15 protein-coding genes are annotated in these 20,593 nt (G+C 72.2%); 9 read left to right on the forward strand and 6 right to left on the reverse strand.

Annotation, left to right across the window (positions count from 1 at the left end; genetic code table 11):
• Nucleotide 1: 1 nt before the first annotated feature.
• Nucleotides 2-4,213: a HAMP domain-containing protein gene (locus HHX35_RS06700; RefSeq protein WP_182898009.1), complete on the reverse strand. Its 4,212-nt coding sequence runs from the start codon at nt 4,211-4,213 to the stop codon at nt 2-4.
• A gap of 153 nt (nt 4,214-4,366) precedes the next feature.
• Here HHX35_RS06700 and HHX35_RS06705 point away from each other — a divergent pair, with 153 nt between their 5' ends.
• Nucleotides 4,367-5,905: a PP2C family protein-serine/threonine phosphatase gene (locus tag HHX35_RS06705; RefSeq protein ID WP_182898010.1), complete on the forward strand. Its 1,539-nt coding sequence runs from the start codon at nt 4,367-4,369 to the stop codon at nt 5,903-5,905.
• A 50-nt stretch (nt 5,906-5,955) separates the two neighbouring features.
• Here HHX35_RS06705 and HHX35_RS06710 read toward each other — a convergent pair whose 3' ends face one another.
• Nucleotides 5,956-7,383 (reverse strand): FAD-binding protein, encoded by a 1,428-nt coding sequence (locus HHX35_RS06710; RefSeq protein WP_182898011.1) that lies wholly within the window; start codon nt 7,381-7,383, stop codon nt 5,956-5,958.
• Between the two features lie 108 nt (nt 7,384-7,491).
• Between HHX35_RS06710 and HHX35_RS06715 the strand changes: the two genes are divergently transcribed.
• Nucleotides 7,492-7,950 carry a MarR family winged helix-turn-helix transcriptional regulator gene (locus HHX35_RS06715; RefSeq protein WP_182898012.1) on the forward strand — a complete coding sequence of 153 codons (459 nt, stop codon included), beginning with the start codon at nt 7,492-7,494 and terminating at the stop codon, nt 7,948-7,950.
• Between the two features lie 61 nt (nt 7,951-8,011).
• On the opposite strand, the gene HHX35_RS06720 is transcribed toward HHX35_RS06715, so the two are convergent.
• Both HHX35_RS06720 and HHX35_RS06725 read right to left on the reverse strand, forming a co-directional pair.
• Nucleotides 8,012-9,805 (reverse strand): prolyl oligopeptidase family serine peptidase, encoded by a 1,794-nt coding sequence (locus HHX35_RS06720; RefSeq protein WP_182898013.1) that lies wholly within the window; start codon nt 9,803-9,805, stop codon nt 8,012-8,014.
• Between the two features lie 109 nt (nt 9,806-9,914).
• The gene (locus HHX35_RS06725) at nt 9,915-12,659 is read right to left on the reverse strand and encodes a LuxR C-terminal-related transcriptional regulator (protein ID WP_182898014.1); all 2,745 of its coding nucleotides are present in this window, start codon (nt 12,657-12,659) and stop codon (nt 9,915-9,917) included.
• A 61-nt stretch (nt 12,660-12,720) separates the two neighbouring features.
• On the opposite strand from HHX35_RS06725, the gene HHX35_RS06730 reads away from it, so the two are divergent.
• Entirely contained in the window at nt 12,721-13,449 is a 729-nt protein-coding gene (locus HHX35_RS06730) for an ABC transporter ATP-binding protein (protein ID WP_182898015.1), read from the forward strand.
• Nucleotides 13,443-15,905 (forward strand): FtsX-like permease family protein, encoded by a 2,463-nt coding sequence (locus HHX35_RS06735; protein WP_182898016.1) that lies wholly within the window; start codon nt 13,443-13,445, stop codon nt 15,903-15,905. The genes HHX35_RS06730 and HHX35_RS06735 overlap by 7 nt, the downstream gene beginning before the upstream one ends.
• 43 nt (nt 15,906-15,948) lie before the next feature.
• Here HHX35_RS06735 and HHX35_RS06740 read toward each other — a convergent pair whose 3' ends face one another.
• On the reverse strand, nt 15,949-16,764 hold the full coding sequence (locus HHX35_RS06740; protein WP_182898017.1) for a zinc finger domain-containing protein: 816 nt from the start codon (nt 16,762-16,764) through the stop codon (nt 15,949-15,951).
• 117 nt (nt 16,765-16,881) lie between these two features.
• On the opposite strand from HHX35_RS06740, the gene HHX35_RS06745 reads away from it, so the two are divergent.
• From HHX35_RS06745 to HHX35_RS06760, 4 genes are all read left to right on the forward strand, one after another.
• Complete coding sequence (locus tag HHX35_RS06745; protein WP_182898018.1) at nt 16,882-17,028, forward strand: hypothetical protein; 147 nt, start codon at nt 16,882-16,884, stop codon at nt 17,026-17,028.
• 109 nt (nt 17,029-17,137) lie between these two features.
• Nucleotides 17,138-17,806 (forward strand): MBL fold metallo-hydrolase, encoded by a 669-nt coding sequence (locus HHX35_RS06750; RefSeq protein ID WP_259404826.1) that lies wholly within the window; start codon nt 17,138-17,140, stop codon nt 17,804-17,806.
• Between the two features lie 74 nt (nt 17,807-17,880).
• On the forward strand, nt 17,881-18,126 hold the full coding sequence (locus HHX35_RS06755) for an AbrB/MazE/SpoVT family DNA-binding domain-containing protein (RefSeq protein WP_182898020.1): 246 nt from the start codon (nt 17,881-17,883) through the stop codon (nt 18,124-18,126).
• A gap of 26 nt (nt 18,127-18,152) precedes the next feature.
• Nucleotides 18,153-18,542 (forward strand): PIN domain-containing protein, encoded by a 390-nt coding sequence (locus HHX35_RS06760; protein WP_182898021.1) that lies wholly within the window; start codon nt 18,153-18,155, stop codon nt 18,540-18,542.
• 15 nt (nt 18,543-18,557) lie between these two features.
• On the opposite strand, the gene HHX35_RS06765 is transcribed toward HHX35_RS06760, so the two are convergent.
• Nucleotides 18,558-19,793 (reverse strand): MFS transporter, encoded by a 1,236-nt coding sequence (locus tag HHX35_RS06765; protein WP_310738923.1) that lies wholly within the window; start codon nt 19,791-19,793, stop codon nt 18,558-18,560.
• A 165-nt stretch (nt 19,794-19,958) separates the two neighbouring features.
• Between HHX35_RS06765 and HHX35_RS06770 the strand changes: the two genes are divergently transcribed.
• Nucleotides 19,959-20,390 (forward strand): ester cyclase, encoded by a 432-nt coding sequence (locus tag HHX35_RS06770; RefSeq protein ID WP_182898022.1) that lies wholly within the window; start codon nt 19,959-19,961, stop codon nt 20,388-20,390.
• The last annotated feature ends 203 nt before the right edge of the window (nt 20,391-20,593 follow it).

Below are 20,593 nucleotides of genomic sequence, written 5' to 3' on the forward strand. Positions count from 1 at the left end.
ATCATGCCTCCTGGGAGTCTCGGGACTCTGGGGACGGCACGCCCCTCGTTCGTTCTGTGCCCCCGCTGCGGCCGCGCATGAGCCATCCGCGCAGCCGTTCGAGCAGCCGGTCGACGTCGACGGGCTTGGGCACGTAATCGGAGGCGCCCGACGCGATGCTCTTCTCGCGGTCTCCCCGCATGACCTTCGCCGTCAGCGCGATGATCGGCAGGTCGGCGAACTGCGGCATCGTGCGGATCGCCGAGGTCGTGGCCCAGCCGTCCATCTCGGGCATCATGATGTCCATCAGCACGAGCGCGACGTCCTCGTTGCGTTCGAGCTGCTCGATGCCCTCGCGGCCGTTCTCGGCGTACACGACGGTCGAGCCGTGCCGCTCCAGCACGCTGGTCAGCGCGAAGACGTTGCGGATGTCGTCGTCCACGATGAGGATCTTGGCCCCCGACAGCGGGTCGTCCCCCTGCCAGTCGTGGCCGTCCACCAGCGGCGCGTACTGGGGGACCGGCAGGTCGGTCGGGAGGGGGATCTCCGGGAGGATGTCCCTGATGTGCAGATCGGGCACCTCGTCGGCGCGGCCCTCCGGCTCCACGGGCGTGGCGATCGCGCCGCCGTCGGGTGCGGCGAGCGGCCCCGAGTAGTTCGGGGGCAGGTACAGCGTGAAGGTGCTGCCCTCTCCGGGGGCGCTCTGGACGTGGATCTCGCCGCCGAGGAGGCGGGCGATCTCCCGGCAGATCGACAGGCCGAGGCCGGTGCCGCCGTACTTGCGGCTGGTCGTGCCGTCGGCCTGGCGGAACTGCTCGAAGATCACCTCGAGCTTGTCCGGCGCGATGCCGATGCCGGTGTCCACGACCCTGAAGGCCAGCATGTCCTCCTGCGAGCCCTGCAGCTTCTCGTCCACGTACGGCACGTCGGCGGGCGCGTGGGTGACTTCCAGCCTGACCTCGCCCTCGTGGGTGAACTTCACCGCGTTCGACAGCAGGTTGCGCAGCACCTGCTGCAGCCGCTGCTCGTCGCTGCGCAGGTCGTTCGGCACGGAGGGATCGACCTGGACGACGAACGACAGGCCCTTGTCCTGCGCGAGCGGCGCGAAGGTGGCCTCCATGTAGTCGACCAGCGCGGACAGCGACATCGCCTGAGGATGGATGTCCATGCGGCCCGCCTCGACCTTGGACAGGTCGAGGATGTCGTTGATCAGCTGCAGCAGCGCGGAGCCGGCGTCGTGGATCGTCCGGGCGAACTCGACCTGCTGCGGGGTCAGGTTGCCCTCGTTGTTCTCCGTCAGCAGCTTGGCGAGCACGAGCAGGCTGTTCAGCGGGGTGCGCAGCTCGTGGGACATGTTCGCCAGGAACTCGGACTTGTAGCGCGAGGACACCGCGAGCTGCTCGGCCCGCTCCTCCAGCGTCCGCCGGGCCTGCTCGATCTGGAAGTTCTGGATCTCGATGGCGCGGTTCTGCTTGGCCAGCAGCGCCGCCTTGTCCTCCAGCTCGGCGTTGGACCGCCGCAGTTCCTCCTGCTGGCGCTGGAGCTCGTCGGAGCGCTCCTGCAGCTCGATCGCGAGCCGCTGCGACTCGGTGAGCAGGTCCTCGGTCCGGGAGTTGGCCATGATCGTGTTGATCGTGACACCGATGGTCTCGACGAGCTGGGTGAGGAACGCCAGGTGCACCTCGCTGAACTGCCTGAACGAGGCCATCTCCAGGACCCCGAGCACCTTGTTCTCGAAGAGGATCGGCAGTACGACGATCTGCGCGGGGTTCGACCGGCTGAGCCCGGTCTCGACCGTGATCGAGTCGACCGGCACGCCCTCCAGGATGACCTGCTTGGCCTCCAGGGCGGACTGGCCGATGATCCCCTCGCCCAGCTCGAAGCTCGGCTTGGGGGTCGAGCCCGGCTGGATGCCGTAGCCGGCGATGAGGTTGAGCCGGCCGTCGTCGTACAGGTAGCAGGCGCCGTGGCTGGCCGAGACGAGCGGGGTGAGCTCGCTCATGATCAGCCGGGCGACCTCCATCAGGTCGCGGTGGCCCTGCATCAGGCGCGAGATCCGGGCCAGGTTGGACTTCAGCCAGTCCTGCTCCTGGTTGGTCTTGGTCGTCTCGCGCAGGGTGGCGACCATCGTGTTGATGTTGTCCTTGAGCTGGGCCAGCTCGCCCGGCGCCTCCACGGTGATCGACCGGGTGAGGTCGCCCCTGGCGACGGCGCTGGTCACCTCGGCGATCGCGCGCACCTGGGTGGTCAGGTTGCCGGCCAGTTCGTTCACGCTCTCGGTGAGCCGCTTCCAGGTGCCCTCGACGCCCTCGACGCGGGCCTGGCCGCCGAGCTGGCCCTCCGAACCGACCTCGCGGGCGACGCGGGTGACTTCGGAGGCGAAGGACGACAGCTGGTCGACCATGGTGTTCATGGTGCTCTTGAGTTCGAGGATCTCGCCCTGGGCGTCGACGTCGATCTTGCGGGTCAGGTCGCCGTTGGCGACGGCGGTGGTGACCTGGGCGATGTTGCGCACCTGATAGGTGAAGTTGTTGGCCATCGAGTTGACGTTGTCGGTGAGGTCCTTCCAGACGCCCGACACGCCGGGGACGCGCGCCTGGCCGCCCAGTCGTCCCTCGGTGCCGACCTCGCGGGCGACGCGGGTCACCTCGTCGGCGAAGGCGGACAGCTGGTCCACCATCGTGTTCATCGTGTCCTTGAGCTCCAGGATCTCGCCCTGGGCGTCCACGGTGATCTTCTTGGACAGGTTGCCCTGCGCCACGGCGGTGGAGACGACGGCGATCTGACGGATCTGCGACGTCAGGTTGTTGGCCATGAAGTTGACGTTGTCGGTGAGGTCCTTCCAGATGCCCGACACGCCGCGCACCTGCGCCTGGCCGCCCAGCCGTCCCTCGGTGCCGACCTCGCGGGCGACGCGGGTGACTTCCGAGGCGAAGGACGACAGCTGGTCGACCATGGTGTTCATGGTGCTCTTGAGCTCGAGCATCTCGCCCTGGGCGTCGACGTCGATCTTGCGGGTGAAGTCGCCGTTGGCGACGGCGGTGGTGACCTGGGCGATGTTGCGCACCTGGTAGGTCAGGTTGTTGGCCATCGAGTTGACGTTGTCGGTGAGGTCCTTCCAGACGCCCGACACGCCCTTCACCTCGGCGCGGCCGCCCAGCTTGCCCTCGGTGCCCACTTCGCGGGCCACCCGGGTCACCTCGTCGGCGAACGCCGAGAGCTGGTCGACCATCGTGTTGAGGGTCTCCTTGAGCTCCAGGATCTCGCCCTGGGCGTCCACCGTGATCTTCCTGGACAGGTCGCCCTTGGCGACGGCGGTGGAGACGACGGCGATCTGCCGCACCTGAGAGGTCAGGTTGTTGGCCATGAAGTTGACGTTGTCGGTGAGGTCCTTCCAGACGCCCGACACGCCGCGCACCTGCGCCTGCCCGCCCAGCTTGCCCTCGGTGCCGACCTCGCGGGCCACCCGGGTGACCTCCTCGGCGAACGCCGAGAGCTGGTCGACCATCGTGTTGACGGTGTGCTTGAGCTCCAGCATCTCGCCGACGGCGTCGACGGTGACCTTGCGGCTCAGGTCGCCGCGGGCGACCCCGGTCGTCACCTCGGCGATGTCGCGGACCTGCGCGGAGACGCGGTCGGACATCGTGTTGACGGCCTCGGTGAGGTCGCGCCAGCTTCCCGACATGCCGCGCAGGTTGGCCCGGCCGCCCAGCTTGCCCTCGGTGCCGAGGTCGCGGGTGACCCGCGTCACCTCGGAGGTGAACAACGAGAGCTGGTCGACCATGCCGTTGATGGCCTTGCCAAGGCGGCGTACCTCGCCCCGGGCCGCGCGGTCCACGTCGATCCTGCGGGACAGGTCGCCCTTGGCCACCGCGTCGATGACGTCGGCGGCGCCGCTGACCGGCGTCACGATGGCGTCGATGAGGTCGTTGACCGAGCCCACGCTCTCCGCCCACGCGCCGACGCCCGGCCCGGGGCTCAGCCGTTCGGTGAAACGGCCCTCCTTGACGATCTCGCGGCGCACCCGGGCCAGCTCGTTGGCCAGGTGTTCGCGCCGGTCCGCGACCTCGTTGAGCAGCAGCCGGATCTCGCTGAGGACTCCCGGCGGGGCGTGGGAGACGCGGCGGCGGAAGTCGCCGTCACGCCATGTTATGAGCGTCTCCAGGAAAGGAACGAGATCGGATTCGCGGTAGACCCGTTCGGTCCCGGCCAGCTCGGCGTTGGCGGGCGACATTTAGCCTCCTTTACCCCGACGGGGCTGACGCGACCAAGGCGTAGGGCCTCGTACGGCCTGTCCAGCCGCGGACTCCATGCCAGTCTGTCACGTTCCGTGGGGTGCGGGGCCCCCTTGCTTGACCCGAGGTCAGGCGGAAGTGTGGTAAGCACAATGGTGGTGACAACTACCCCTCGAGCCGTCCTGGCGGCGTCCTTCACGCCGGGTGAGACGGCCGTACCCGAAGTGAAGCGGTTCACGCGCGAGGTGATGACGGCGTGGGCCGCCATGTCCGTGTACCCCGAGGCCGAGCGCCTGGTGGGCGAACTGGTCGCGGAGGCGGCCGGCGCGCCCTTCGAGGTCGTGTGGCTCCACCACGGCGAGTCCATCCAGGTGGAGGTGCGGGAGAAGACGGACGGCCAGGACTTCGGGCCGCCGGCCGACGCCGTCACATGGGGCGTCACGTTCACCTCGGCGCTGCGCACCCGCTGGGCCCGCCTGGAACTTCCGGGCGGGGAGCCGGTGCAGAGCGACGAGTGGCTGCTGGAGGCCGCGCACGGCCCGGGCTGGCTGGGCTTCCTCGCGGACGCGAGCGACCTGCTCGCGGGCACGCTCAACCCGGACATGGTCCCGGCGATCATCGCGCAGATCGTGGTGCCGCGCCTGGCGAGCTGGTGTGCCGTCTACACCGACCAGGACGGGCTGGGGGAGCTGCGGCCCGCCTACCTCTGGCACGCGGACGAGACACAGATCGACACCATGCGCGACGAGCTGGAGGAGATCGCGCTGCCGGCGGACGACGCCCCCGCCGTGCTGCCGATGAGCGAGTGGCAGGCGCTGGCCTACCCGCTGACCGCCCGCGGGCGGCGGCTCGGCGTGATGTGCCTGGGCCGGCGCGACCGCTTCCCCGACGAGGCGATGCAGATCGCCGAGGACCTCAGCCGGCGCGCGGCGCTCGCGCTCGACAACGCCCGCCTGTACGCGCAGCAGGCGGCGGCCAACAGGGCGCTGCAGCGCAGCCTCCTGCCGCCGGACGAGCCCACGACCCCCGGGCTCGACTTCCATGTCATCTACGAGCCGGCCGGGGAGAACAACGAGGTCGGCGGCGACTTCTACGACCTGTTCCCGATCGCGGACGGGGTCTGGCGCTTCGCGATCGGCGACGTCTGCGGCACCGGGCCCGAGGCCGCGGCGGTCACCGGGCTGGCCCGTCACACGCTCCGCCTGCTCGCCCGCGAGGGGTACGGCGTGGCCGCCGTCGTGGGCCGGCTCAACCAGGCCATCCTGGAGGAGGGGGAGCGCGCCCGCTTCCTGACGCTGCTGCACGGTCAGATCACGGTCGTGCCGGAGGGGCTCGACATCCGCCTCGTCTCGGCCGGGCATCCGGAGGCCCTGCGCCTGCGGCCGAACGGCGTCGTCGAGGTCGTCGCCTCGCCGCAGTCGCTGCTCGGGGTGTTCCCCGAGGCGAAGTTCCAGGAGGACAACCTGCGGCTCACCCCCGGTGACGTGCTGCTGGGCGTGACCGACGGGGTGACCGAGCGGCGGTCGGGCGGCCGGCTGCTCGACGACGACGGCGGCCTGGCCAAGCTGCTGGCGGAGTGCATCGACCTGTCCGCCCGCGCGGTGGCCGAGCGCATCCGCCGCGCCGTGCAGGACTTCGCGCCCGAGCCGAGCGCCGACGACCTGGCCATCCTCGTCCTGCGCGCACCCTAGACACGGGCTGAGCCCGGGGCGGTCGATCCTGTTCGCATGTCCTGCGCCGTTCAGGATCGGGTGCGCTCACGGTCAGCGAGCGGCGGGATGTTGTGGTTGATACGGAAGAGCTGGGTCGGGTCGTATGTCGCCTTCAGCGCGGCCAGCCGCTGGTAGTTCGCCTCGGTGTAGGCCCGCATGACCCGCTCGGGAGCCGAGTCGTGATCGAACAGGAACCCCGGAAGCATGGCGCCGGTGTCCCACCGCCGGAGCCGCTCCAGCACCTGATCGGCGGCCGTGCGCGCCGCGCCGGCCTGCTCGGCCGGAGCCGGCAACCGCAACCACAGGTGGAAGGCGGCGCCCTGGGTGTCGACCGCGTGCGGGCGGCCGGGCGCCCGGTTCAGCGCTCCGCCCAGGTGACGCAGCTCGATGCCGGGGAACGGCCCTCCCGGCCTCGACGGGTCGATCAACGAGACCAGCTCCTCCACGGCCTCGTCGTCCAGTTCGCGCAACAACGCGCTGCGCAGGTGCACCATGACCGGGTTCTTGGGGTCCTGGTAGATCTCGGTGATCTGCGTGTACGGCATGGCGCCGCAGGTGTCCTTCTCCGGGCCGAGCGCACGCAACGGCTCCACCAGCCGCGCGCCCTGCTCCTCGTCCCCCGTGTAGACCACCCGGACCTGCACGAACGAGCGGCCACGGAACTCCTCGGGCAGCTGCGGCGCATCAGGCAGGCGCATCAGCGTCACCGAGGACGACATCTCCTCCGGCTGCTCCTTGGCCCAGGCCAGGTAGGAGCCGAGCACGTGGGCGGCGTGCCCGGGGTCCTCGACCGGGTAGGAAAGCTGACCACCGTAGACGGTGCGCAGCGGCAGCAGCTCGATCTCGGCCGCGACCACGACACCGAAGTTGCTCTTGCCACCCCGCGCCGCCCAGAACAGGTCGGGCTCCTGCGTGGGCGAGACGGTGCGGAGCAGGCCGTCGGCGGTGACGATGTCGAGCGAGCGGACATAGTCGGCGGCGAAGCCGTACGTGCGGCCGGTCAGCGGAAGCCCTCCGCCGGTCAGGTAGCCCATCACCCCGACCTGTCCGGAGGAGCCGCACAGCGGCGCGAGGCCGTGCTCGGCCGCCGCGCTGAGCACCTCACCCCACCGCAGCCCGGCTCCGAGGCGTGCGGTGCCGGCGCGCGGGTCCACCGACAGCTCGCGCAGTTCACCGGTGGCGATGAACACGGCTCCATCCGCGGGCACCGACGGGCCGTGCCCGGTCGACTGCACCGCAACCGGGAGTCCTGCCTCCGCCGCGAACCGGACGGCGGCGGCCACGTCGCCGACGTCGGCGGCGACCACGACCGCCGCGGGCCGGTGCGCGACCGTCAGCAACCAGCCGGAGCAGGACTCCTCGAAGCCCTCGTCACCGGGGTAGAGCGTGCGCCCCCGGATCAGCTCACGCAGGTTCACCAGGTCGCGCCGGTCGGCCGTTGAGTCCGTGTGCAGCATGTCGATCATCCGCCTTTCGGCATAAGTAAATGTTGGCAGGGCCAACGTTGGCTTGACCAACGGTACACCTGATCGTGGGCGGTGCCAACAACTTGTTAGATTGCCCCTGTGGACTCCCCAGAGGGACCGCCGCCGGAGCGGCTGCGCACGCTGCCGAGCAGGTTGACCAACCAGGCGGCGCAGACTGCCAACCGGATCGTCGACCAAGCGCTCGCTCGAGCCGGCGTCCGGCGCTACCATTACGCCCTGCTCGCCGCGTTGGAGGAGTACGGGCCGGCCAGTCAGGCCGCCCTCGGCCGCCGCACCGGCATCGACCGCAGCGACATGGTGGCGACCGTCAACGACCTCGCCGAACGGCGACTTCTCGAGCGCGCGCCCGACCCGGAAGACCGCCGGCGCAATATCGTCACCATCACCGCGGCAGGACGAAGGCAGCTCGCCGACCTCGACCGGCTGATCGCCGCCGCCCAAGACGAGTTCCTCGCCCCGTTGCCCGCCGCCGACCGGCAGAACCTGATCGACCTGCTCACCCGCCTCGTCGGTCATCACGGCGACAAGCGCAACTGATGGCGCACAGATCCGGGGCGTTCTCAGGTAACGGGCGTGGTCGGCGAAGCCGACTCACGCGCTACCGGCGGGCGGCCAGAGCGCGGACGGCGAAGTCGATGGACGCGGCCATCTGGTGCACCCGCTCCTCCACCCTCGGCGTGCCCGGTCCGGTGTCATACCGGTAGACGGACGCCTCCCTGCCGTGGTCCGCCAGGGCCCGCACGTAGTGCTCCACCTGCCGTGCCGGGCAGCGCGGGTCGTTCGCCCCCGTGAGGATCAGCAGCGGGGCCTCCACCATGTCGGCGTAGGTGATCGGGGAGGACGCGGCGTACCGCTCGGGCACCTCGGCCGGGGAGCCGCCCAGCAGCGCCCGGTGCGCCGCGCGCAGGCATTCGGCCTCGTCCTCGTACGCCGCCGCGTGGTCGGCGATGGGCACGGCGGCGATCCCCGCCGCCCACGACTTCGGCTGGGTGCCGAGCGCCAGCAGGGTCAGGTAACCGCCCCACGCCGTGCCGGCGAGCACGAGGCGGTCGGGGTCGGCGATGCCGCGCTCCACCGCCCACTCGCGCACCGCCGTCACGTCGGCCAGCTCGATGTGGCCGACCTCGCCGCGCAGGGCGTCGCGCCAGGCCGAGCCGTAGCCGGCCGAGCCGCGGTGGTTCACCCTGATCACCGCGAAACCGCTGTCGACCCACGCGGCGACCTGCGGCCGGAACGAGTCGTCGTCCTGGCCGCCCGGGCCGCCGCCGAACCCCGGCAGCACGCTGCGCAGGAGGAACACGGTCGGGTACGGCGCGGCCACCCGCTCCGGCCGGGAGACGAGGGCGTGGATGCGCCCGCCGGGGCCCTCCACGTCGATGTCCTCGAGCGGCACGGACGGCGGCGGCGTGCGCCCGGGGCTGAAGACCACATGGCCGTTGCTCGACTTGACGACCGGCGGGTGGGCGGCGCTCGACCAGGCGTACTCGACGGTGCCGTCGGGGCGTGGCGCGGCCGCCTCGATCACCCCGTGCGGGCTCTCGATCGGGGTGAGGCCGCCTCCGGCGAGGTCGTAGCGCAGCAGTTCCGTGCGTCCCCGCTGGTTGTGGATGATGAGCAACGCGCGGCCGTCGTCGTACCAGTCCGCGGAGATCTCGCCGCGCACCCGCAGCCAGATCTCCCGCTGCTCACCGGTCACCGGGTCCCACACGAGCGGTTCGCGGCGGCCCCTGCGCTCGTGCAGGACGAGCAGGCGCCGGTCGCCGGGGACGGGGGCGAACCTGCCGCCGGTCACGCCCCTGCCCGGTCCGTCGTTCAGCTCGGCGACCGTCGAGCCGTTCGCCCTGACGACCCGTACGGCCGGGTGCAGGACGTCGCCGTGCTCGCTGTGGTTGACGGCGATGAGCGAGCCGTCGAGCGACATGTCCGCGACCGCGGCGTACTCGTGGTGGCGATACAGCGTGACCGGCTCGTTCCCGGGCCTGGCCAGCAGGATCTCGAAGCCGTCCCGGGAGGAGCGGCCCACGGCCGCGGCGCCGTCCGAGGAGAGCGCGAGCCCGCAGGGGTGGCCGGGCGGCATGGCCAGGGGCACGTCCGGGCCGCCGTGGAACGGCTGTCGCGACCACACGCCGTGCCCGTCGCCGTCCGTGTCGTCGTATGTGTCGCCGAACCACCAGATCCACTGGCCGGTGGGGTCGATCGCGCCATACCGGGTGCCGCGGGGGCGGTCGGTGACCTGACGGGTCTGGCCGCTCGACCGGTCCCAGGCGTAGATCTCCCAGGAGCCGGAGGCGTTGCCGCGGTAGACGGCACGCTGCGGCGCCTGGCGCGCCCATGTGGGCAGGGTCACCCGCGGTGCCCGGAACCTGGCCTGCCAGCGTTCCTCGGCCTTCATGCCGGCCCTCCCCAGTGCTCCTACGGGGTCGGGTTCAGTATGTCCCGCCAGACGCGACAATGCCTGACAAACAGGCGATGTCGGGCCACGAGTTCGGGCGGCGTACCGGTCAGGACAGGTCCAGGCCGGCGAGCTGGGCGCGGCTGGCCACGTTGAGCTTCGGAAACGCCCGATAGAGGTGATAGCTGACGGTCTTCGGGCTCAGGAACAACTGCGCGCCGATCTCCCGGTTGGTCAGGCCCTTGGCGGCCAGCCGCACGATCTGCAGTTCCTGCGGGGACAGCGCCGACAGCGCTTCCGTACGCGCGGCCGGGGAACTGGTGTCTCCGGTGGCACGCAGCTCGGTGCGGGCGCGCTCGGCCCACGGGCGGGCGCCCAGCCGTTCGAAGGTCTCCCACGCGGCCCGCAGGTGCGGCCGGGCACTGCCCTTGTCGCGCTCCCTGCGCAGGCGCTCCCCGAAGGCGAGCCTGGTGCGGGCCGCCTCCCAGGGACGCCCGCTGCCGGCGTGGAGCCGTACGGCGGCGCCGAATTCCTCGTGCGCCCGCTCCCAGTCGGTTTCGAGCAGGGCGCGGCAGCGGTGCAGGACGGCCAGCGCCCAGTCCTGCCCCGAGGCCGCCGCCCACTCCTCGAACCGGCGCAGCGGCTCGCGTGCGGGCAGCCCGAGCCGTACGGCCGCCTCGATCTGGTCGGGGGCGAAGTAGACGGCCTGGATCTGGTGGCGCACCGGGCCGGTCATGGCGGTGTCGAGCCGGTCGAGGGCCTCGGCGAACCGGCCCTGGCCGAGGTCGAGCAGGGCCAGCGCCCACTCGGCCCACGCCAGGCCGTTGACGATGTGGTTGGCGTCGAAGCGGTCGCGCGAGCGGGCGGCCAGCTCGGCGCATCGGTCCGCCTCCCCCCGTACGGCCGCCAGCCACGCCAGCGTGCCCTCCAGGTAGCCCGCCCGGTTGCGCTGCCCCGTGCCGGAGGTGAGCCGCAGGCCCTCGCCCGCGGTGGCCTCGGCGTCCCTGAACCTGCCCAGATACAGCTCGGCGGCGGCGAGCGTGACGTGGACCAGGGGGAGTTTGCCGATGTCGCCGGTGGCCCGGCACTCCGCGGCCATGGCGGCCGAGATGTCGTGCCCGGTCCTGAAGTCGCCGACGAGCGGGGCGACGAAGGCCGCGTTGATCCGGAACGTGTGCGCGCCGGAGGCGATCCGGCCGCCCCTGGCGACCATGTCGCGCATGATGGGGAGGCCCTGCGCCGGGCCCTGCCGCAGCAGCACGGCCGCGCCGGTCACCGCCTGGACGGCGGGGTCGAGGCCGTCCTCCGGACGCAGGCCGAGCGTGTGCAGGCGTTCGGCCGCCTCGGCGACCCTGGCCGGGTCGCTGAGCTGCCAGGCGTTGCGTGCGGCGTCGGTCAGCATGAGCCCGGCCGCGATCCGGTCCTGCCGCGCCTGCTCGTCGGAGTCCGGCCCGCCGGGGCCCTCCGCGTCCGCCTTCGCGAGCGCCGTCAGCTCTTCCGCGCCCGTCATGAGCAGGTCGTGGGCCAGGTGAGGGGCGCCCTCGTCGAACGCGATCCTGGCGCGCAGGTCGCACAGCCGCGCGCGGGAACGGGGGTCGGTGACCAGCGCCGCGGCACGCTCGACCAGCTCCTTGGCCCGGCCGGCCTGGCCCGCGTCGGCGGCGGCGACGGCGGCCTCGGTCAGCCGCCCCGCCTTGAGCGCGTGGTCCTCGGTGAGCTCGGCGGCCCGTTCGAGCGCGGCGCAGGCCCCGGCGTTGCCGTCGCGCTCCCGGGCGCGCCGTGCGGCCTGCTCCAGCGCCCGCGCCGCCGTCTCGTCGGGGCCGGTGGCGGCGGCGGCCAGGTGCCAGGCCCGCCGGTCCGGCTGATGCTCGAGCAGCCGCGCCAGGATCGCGTGGATCTCCAGCCGCAGATCGTAGGTGCCGTGCCGGAAGGCCGCCGCGCGCATGAGGGGGTGGGTGAAGGCCACCCGGCCGCCGTCGATCCTGACCAGGCCGGACTTCTCGGCCACTCCCAGCGCCGCGGGCGAGATCCCCAGCTCCCGGCCCGCCCGTACGATCACGTCCGGGTCGCCGCCGTCGGTCAGCGCGGTGACCAGCAGCGCCTTCTGGGCGTCCGGGGGAAGTTCGGCGATGCGGGCCTCGTACGCCCGCTGGATGCGGGCGGGCAGTGGCAGCGGGCTCCGGTCGTAGGCGGGCAGGTCCGTACGCGGGAGTTCGAGCAGGGCGAGCGGGTTTCCGCAGCTCTCCTCGATGACCCGGTCGCGCGTGCCGGGGGCGAGCCCGGGGGCCGCGTGGGCGAGCAGCGTGGCGGCGCTGCCCTCGTCGATGCCCGGCAGCCGGTGCTCGGGCAGGCCCGAGGGATCGAAGCCGTCGCGCGCGGCGAAGATCATGACGATGCCCTCGGCGTGCAGCCGGTGGGCCGCGAACCGCAGCGCCCGCGCCGACTCCTGGTCGAGCCACTGCGCGTCGTCGATCAGGCACAGCAGCGGCCCGCCCTCGGCCAGCTCGGCCAGCAGCGACAGCACGGCCAGGCCCACCAGGAGCCGGTTGGTCACCGGGCCCAGGCCGAAGGCGCCGCGCAGGGCGGCCGCCTGCGGCTCGGGCAGCGTGTCCAGCCGGTCGAGCCCGTGCCCGAGCAGCAGGTGGAGCGAGGCGAACGGGATCTCCGCCTCGGTCTCGACGCCGACGCCGCGCAGCACGCCCATGTCCTGGGCGCGCTCCCCGGCGTAGGCCAGCAGTGACGTCTTGCCGATGCCCGGATCGCCCCCGACCACGAGCACGCCGGAACGTCCGGCACGCGCCCGGTCGAGCAAGCCGTCGATCACCGCTTGATCGGTCGCACGCCCCCACAGCACCCCGGCATCCTAGTCATGTGTCCGATACCCCCCGGACGTCGGCGTTCCTAGCGTTCTCAGGGTGAACAACACGCAAGCGGTCGATCTCCTCGGGGTCACCAAACACTACGCACACGGCGTCACGGCGCTGGACGACGTCACGATCGGCTTCGGCGCCGGCACGTTCACGGCCGTGATGGGACCCTCGGGGTCGGGCAAGTCGACGCTGCTGCAGTGCGCGGCCGGGCTGGACCGGCCCAGCGCGGGCCGGGTGGTCGTGGACGGCCGTGACCTGGCCGCACTCGGCGACCGGAAGCTGACGCTGCTGCGCAGGGACCGGATCGGCTTCGTGTTCCAGTCGTTCAACCTGCTGCCCTCGCTCACCGCGGAGCAGAACGTGGGCCTGCCGCTGCGGCTCGCCGGGCGGCGCCCCGACCGGGAGCTGGTGCGGCAGAGCCTGGGTGCCGTGGGCCTGGCCGAGCGCGCCGGGCACCGGCCCGCCGAGATGTCGGGCGGGCAGCAGCAGCGGGTGGCCATCGCGCGGGCGCTGGTCACCCGACCCGCCGTGCTCTTCGCCGACGAGCCGACCGGCGCGCTCGACGCCAACACCAGCCGCGACGTGCTGCGCCTGCTGCGCACGCTGGTGGACCGGCAGGCCCAGACCATCGTCATGGTCACCCACGACCCCGTGGCGGCCTCGTACGCCGACCGGGTCGTGTTCCTGGCCGACGGCCGCGTGTTCGGCGAGCTGTACGAGCCCACCGCCGAACTGGTCGCCACCCGGATGCTGCAGCTGGAGGCGTCGTGCTGAGGATCGCCTGGTCCACGCTGCGTACGCGCTGGGTCTCTTTCACGGGCACCTTCGCCGCGCTGGCGCTGGGCGCCGCGTTGATCGCCGCGCTCGGCCAGGTGCTGGCCTCCAGCGTCACGTCGCCGCCGCGGGGGCCGCAGCGGTACGCCGCCGCGCCCGTCGTGGTCGTGCCCGACGAGAGGCTCACCGTGGACACCTGGCAGGGCGGCAGCAGTGCGCCCCTGGCCGAGCCGCGCGGTCTCGGGGACGACCTGGTCGCCCGCTTCCCCGGCGCGGTGGTGGACCGGGTCTTCCCCGCGCGGCTCTCGGACGGGCCGGCGGCGGTGGGCAGGCCCTGGTCGGCCGCCCGTACGGCCCCGCAGACGCTCGTCGCGGGCCGCGCGCCCTCGGGGGACGGCGAGATCGCGATCAGTGCCGGGACCCAGCCCGAGCGGCGGCGGGCGTCCGCCGGGGCGCGAGCACTGGTGGGGACGCGGGTGCCGGTGGTCACCGCGACCGGGATCGAGACGTATCGGGTGGTGGGCGTCACGACGGCGGGGCCGCAGCCCACGGTGTTCTTCGCCGACACGCGTGCCGCCCGGCTGTCGTCGCGCGTGGACGCGCTCGCGCTGTGGCGGCCCGCCGCCGAGGTGACGAAGGCGGTGTCGGGGGCGGCGCGGGTGCTGATCGGGCAGGACCGGGCGCTGGCCGATCCGTCCCGCGAGGCCGACGAGCGGGCGCGCAACAACGCCGACACGATCGCCGGCATCGCCGCCGGGTTCGCGGCCTTCATTGCGATCTTCGTGGTCTCGTCCACGTTCGCGTTCGCGGTGGGGCAGCGGCGGCGCGAGTTCGCCCTGCTGCGGACCATCGGTGCGACCGCGGGCCAGGTCAGGCGGATGATGTACGGCGAGGCCGCCCTTGTCGCGGTGGCCGCCTCCGCGGTCGGCGCGTTCCTCGGCCCGCTGGCCACCCGGCCGATCCTCGACCGGCTGGCCGCGCTCGGGATGGCGCCGGAGTGGCTGACGCCGTCGCGGTCGTCCGTGCCCGCCTGGGTGGCCTTCGGCACCGGAGTGCTGGTCGCCGTGACCGGCGTGGCCGTGGCCGCGCGGCGGGCCGGGCGGGTGCGGCCCGCCGAGGCGCTGCGCGAGGCGGCGGTGGAACCCCGTGCGATGACCTGGGGCCGGTGGATCGCCGGGCTGGGCCTGCTGGGCACGGCGGTGGTCAGCATGGCGGTCAACGCCGTCGGCGATCCGGGGTCGGCCACGAACAACAAGACCTTCATGCCGATCGTCATGCTGCTCATCGCCGCGCTGGGCCTGCTCGCGCCGGTCTTCGTGCGGCCCGTCACCCGCCTGCTCGTCGCGCCTCTTGAACGGCTGCGCGGCGCCGGCGGCGTCGTGGTCGCGGGCGGGACGGCGGCCTCGGCCAGGCGGACCGCCGCCACGGCGGCGCCCGTCCTGGTCACCGTGGCGCTGGCGGCCTCGCTGCTGGGCGGGGCCGCGATGACCGACGCCGCCAAATCGGCGCTGCAGACCCGGCCGGTGCGCGCCGACTACCTGGTGCTCCCCGACGGGGACGCCGGACTGGACCGGCAGCTCGTCCAGCGGCTGCGGGCGATCACCGGCGCGGACGTCGCCACCGAGGCCGAGACCAGTGTGTACACGCTCGAAGGCGATACCCAGCTCATCCGGAGGCCCGCCCAGGCCGTCGAGCCGGGCACGCTGTCCACGGCGCTGTCGGTCCCGCTGGTCGCCGGATCGACGGCCGGGCTGCGCGACGACACGATCGTCGTCTCCCGAACCTGGGAGCTGAGCCTGGGGCAGCGGGTGCGCATGTGGCGCGCCGACGGCAGCCCGGTCACGCTGACGGTGACCGGCGTGCTCGGGGACGATTCGCCCGCCGACGCCTACGTCACGCCCGCCCACGCCTTCTCCGCGCTGCCCTCCGTGGCGTACGTGACGCCGCGCCCGGGGGTGGCGGCCCCGGTCGTACGGGCCGCGCTCGAACAGGCCGTACGCGGCCACAACGCCCGCGCGGTGAGCAGGGCCGAGTGGGTGCGGGAGTCCGGCGACCGGCAGGCCTCGGCCAGCCGGCTCGGGTTGCTGGCCGTGCTGGGGATCATGCTCTGCTACACCGTGATCGCGCTGGTCAACACGCTGCTGATGGCGGCCTCCGACCGGGCGGCGGAGCGGGGCGGCCTGCGGCTGCTGGGAGCGACGCGGGCGCAGGTGCTGCGATACGTCGCGGCGGAGGCGCTGGCGGTGGTGGCGGTCGGAGCGGTGCTGGGATTCGCGGCCACGGCGCTCGGCCTGCTGGGGCTGGAGGCGGCCCTGCTGCGCCTGGCCGGGCCGTTCGCCTTCGACGTGCCGTGGCTGCCGGTCGTCTCGGTGATCGCGATCTGCTTCCTGCTGGGGGTGGCCGCGGCGGTCGCCCCGGCGCTCCGCACCAGGGGCGTGGCGATCCCGCGCTCGTGATCCGCGCCGCGCGGTCAGGTCGTCACCGGCCAGGCCCGCCTGGTCAGGACGACACCGTCCAGCGGGTGATGTGGAAGGACGCGGTCACCGGCATGGAGCCGGGCAGCGCGGCGGTCTTCGCGGCCAGTTCCTCAGGCCGCGTGTGCCAGGCGCTCGGGCCCATGCCGACCACCGCCTCGACCTCGTCGTGGCCGAGGGAGAGGGCGATCTCCTCGGTCTCCTCACCGATGCGGGCGAACCGGCCGCCCAGGGTGTCCTCCAGGCGGCGGTCCTTGTCCTCGTCCACGCTCAGCAGGCCGAGACGCTCGACGAGCGGACTCAGGTGGCCGGGGCCGGGTGTGACGACGACCAGGGAGCCGCCGGGCCGCAGCACCCGGGCGAACTCCTCCGCGTTGCGCGGCGCGAAGACGTTGAGCAGCACGTCCACGCGGGCGTCGCCGACGGGGATCGGCCGCCACACGTCCGCCACAACGGCGCCGATGCGGGGGTGCGCGCGGGCGGCCCGTTTCAGCGCGTGCTTGGACACGTCGATCGCGATGCCCACCGCGTCCTGGTCCAGTGCCGCGGCCAGGTAGTAGCCGGTGCCCGCGCCCGCGTCGGCGACCACCGCGGCGCCCTCGCACATCCGCGCGAGGCGGCGGGCCAGCGGGGCGTAGTGGCCCGCCTCCAGGAAGCGTGCCCGCGCGGCCACCATGGCGGGCGTGTCGGCCGTCCCGGCCGGGCGGGTGAGCATGTTCACGTACCCCTGCCGCGCCACGTCGAAGGAGTGGCCGCGCGCACACCTGACCGACCCCTCGGCCAGGTGGATCGCCGTACGGCAGGCCGGGCAGACGAGGTGGTCGATGACGTCGGCGAGCACCCGTCCATCATCCACCCCGCGCGGGACTGCGACCCGGCGACAAGTCGGCTGCAGGAGTACGGCAAGCCGCCGGAGGTTGCATGGAGGCGCAAGGAACTTTCGAAGGGGGAGACCACGATGACCCACACCCGCCGCCGCTGCCCGCGCTGCCGAACCGAACTCGACGAGGGTCCGATCCTCTACCGCTGCGCCCACTGCGAGCGCGCCGTCTACGCGGCCGACCTCGACGTCGACTACACGCCCGTCCCTGCCGCCGCCCGCTGACCCGCGCTTCTTCAATGGTGGGCGCTTCTTCTATCGTGGTGCGATGCCGCAAGAGCCCAGAATCGTGGCCGGTGTCGAGATCGTCCCACTTTGCGATGCCGTGGGTCCCATGAAGGAACCGGTGCGCAAGCCGCTGCCCGAGATGTTCGCCGGTGCGGCGTTCGAGCCCGGCGAGGAGTGGGTGCTGCACTTCCACTGCTTCCTGGTGCGGGCGGCGGGCCGTACGGTCCTGGTGGACGCCGGGATCGGCGGCGCCGACTCGCCCGCGACCTGGGCGCCCCTGCCCGGCCGCCTCGTCGCGGAACTGGCCGCCGCCGGGGCCGCTCCGGCCGACGTGGACGTCGTGGTGCTGACCCACCTGCACAGCGACCACATGGGCGGCGCGGTCGTGGACGGCGCTCCCGCCTTCCCGAACGCCCGCCATCTCGTGCAGCGCGCGGAGGTCGAGTGGGCCGCCGACCCGGTGCGCGAACTGATCCTCGACCCCCTGCGGGACCTGCTCGACGTCATCGACGGGGACGTGGAAGCCGTGCCCGGCGTCCGGGTGGTGCACGCGCCCGGCCACACGCCCGGCCACCAGATCGTCGAGGCGGGGGACGTCATCATGAGCGGCGACGCCCTGCACCACCCCGTCCAGCTGGCCGATCCGACGATCCGCTACGTGTACGACGAGGACCCCGGCCTCGCCGTACGGACGCGCAAGGACATCCTCGCCCGGGCCGCCGTCCTCGCCCCCGCCCACTTCCCCGACCCCTTCGTGGAACTTCTGCGTATTTGATGTCTCCTCGAATCCGCTTGTGCACAGAGAGTGATGGTGTTTAGCCTTTACTCATGGTGGCAACGGTAAAGCTCATGGAGGACGCGAACCCGTCGGCCCGGAGGGGGCCTGCGCGCATCTCTCGTAAGAACCAGATCACCCTTCCGGTCTCCCTCCTGCGCAAGCTGGGTCTCGGGCCAGGGGACGCGGTCGACATCGCGGACGAGGACGACCACATCGTGATTCGCCGTCATCGCAGTCGTTTCAAGGGTGTGATAGGAACCATCCCGGGCTTCACGGATGCGGTGGACGTGGAGAACAGCAGGGACAGCTGGCAATGACCGGCCGACCCTTGGTGTTGCTGGACATGAACATCGTGAGCGGGTTACTGGATCCTGGAGACGCCTTGCACACGGACGCGGGCGAGGCCGCTGAAGCGTGGGAGGCCCGGGGAGCCTTGTTCGCCATCTCCCTGATCACCTGGAGCGAATGCCGGGTAGGTGCGATCCGGAGGGGCCCCGCAGCGGAGATGGCGCTGCACAGGTTCCGGGAAGCGGGTCTTGACGATGTTCTGTTGCCCTCTGAGGCCACCGCCGAGGCTGCCGCTCAGATCCGGGCAGGAGACCTCTCGGTACGCGTTCCCGATGCTCTGATCCTCGCCACAGCTCACGAGAGCGGAGCCACGGCGCTTCTCACCGCCGACAGGAAGCTCGCCAAGATTTCGCCGGGTCTGGTCGAACTCATACGGCCTTCGTAGCCTCGGCAGCTTCCGTCAGGCGGGGGCCGGAGCGGGGGCGGGGGCGGACTGAAGGGTGGCGCGGCGGCGGGCGCGGGCACGGTAGCGGATCACCTGTACGGCCCCGAGCAGCCAGATCGGATACTGCACGGCGAACGCCCAGCGGAAGTCGTCCTGCAGGTCCATGACGACCCCGACGAGTGCGATCAGGGACATCGAGGCGGCGAAGCCGCCGCCGTTGACGATGCCGGTGGCCACGCCGATGCGCTCGGCCGGGTTGAACGTGCGGGCGTAGTCGAAGCCGACCATCGAGCCGGGGCCGTTCGTGGCGAGGGCCAGCATGAGCAGCCCGAGCGTCCACAGCGGGGCGGGGCCGGGCCACAGGAGGACGAGCGTCCAGGTGCCGGCCGTGGCGCCGATGACCGTGAGCACCATCCACGAACGGCGCAGCGGGAAGCGCCCGGCGAGGTGGCCGAGCAGCGGCCCGCAGCCCATCGCGAGCAGCGTCAGCGCGGTCAGCAGCACGCCGGCCGTACGCGGGGACAGGCCCTGGCCCTGCACCAGGAAGGGATAGCCCCACAGGATCGTGAAGGCCGCCGACGAGCACTGGGTGGCGGCGTGGGTCCACATCCCGAGGCGGGTGCCCGGCTCCGCCCAGGCCGCCCGCACGCCGAGCGCCGTGAGCGGGCGTTCCGGCCGCCGGTCGCGCAGGAAGAGGCCGACGGCGGCCAGGGCCACCACCCCCAGGCCCCCCGCCCACACAAAGGTCGGCGTCCAGCCGTACGCGTGCAGCGAGGTGATCAGCGGCACGGCCGACACGACCGCGCCGAACTGGCCGAGGATGCCGGTGAGCTGGACGATCAGCGGGTTGCGGCGGGGTGGGAACCAGACGTTGACCACCCGGATCACGCTGATGAACGTCATCGCGTCGCCGCAGCCGACCAGCACCCTCCCGGCGACGGCCGCCCCCAGGCCGGTGGCGACGGCGAACAGAAGCTGGCCGAGGGCCATGACCGCCGCGCCGATGAGCAGCATGCGCTTCGAACCGAGGCGGTCGACCAGGACGCCGACGGGGATCTGCAGGGCCGCGTAGACGAGCAACTGCAGCATCGCGAGGGTGGACAGCGCCGCCGACCCGACCCCGAACCTCGCCGCCGCGTCGATCCCTGTCACGCCGAGCGACTGGCGGTGGAAGACCGCGACCATGTACGCGAGCACACCGGCGGTCCAGTAGATCAGGGGTTTGCGACTGTTCTCACCCGTATGCCCCACGTAGATGCATTTTACCGTTATGTGCTTCTTGCCCCTTGCGTGACCTCCACCACACGTGTGCGAACGGCCGCCCCGTCATCGGCGACGTCGGCCACCCCTCGGTGATTGCCTTTCGTCCTGTTTAACCGGTGTTTCGATACGCTTGTCCGGAGAGGGGGTTCTGCGATGTCCGACGTCGTGGACCGCATGCTCGCCGCGATGAACACCCATGACCTTGACGCTGTATTGCGGTGCTTCGCGCCGGGCGCGGTGGTGGTCGGGCCGGAGATGGAGGCGGGGAACCCGGAGGAGATCGGTTCCTACATTCTGCAAATGTGGGAGGGCTTTCCCGACCTGCGGTTCACGCTCTGGGGGAAGATCAGCTTCGGTGACGCGCTGGCGACCGAGCTGCAGGCCACGGGGACCCATGTGGGGCCGTACCTGGTCGCCGACGGCCAGGTCCTGCCGCCGACGGGACGTTTCACCACTGTGCGCTGCTCCTGGTTCTGGCACCTGGCGGACGACCTTGTCGTCAGCCAGCGCTACTACTACGACCAGTTGGAGCTGTACACGCAGCTCGGTCTGCGCACGCCGCTGAGCTTCGGCACGACCGGCTAGCGGGTTTCCTCCCACGCGTTACGACCGACTCCCCCTGGAGTCCGGCGAGCGGGAGTGGATCCATCGGCCAGGTCGCGCCGCCCCGGCACATGCGTCGACACGTGGCCGGATTCGAGGGATCCGTGTCCCATACGACGGCGATGGATCGCCCGGCCCAGCGCATTGATGCCAGGTGATTCCTGCACCCGTCCATCAGGAGGACA

It is taken from the genome of Microbispora sp. H10830 (assembly GCF_014161375.1).
GTDB lineage: Bacteria > Actinomycetota > Actinomycetes > Streptosporangiales > Streptosporangiaceae > Microbispora > Microbispora catharanthi.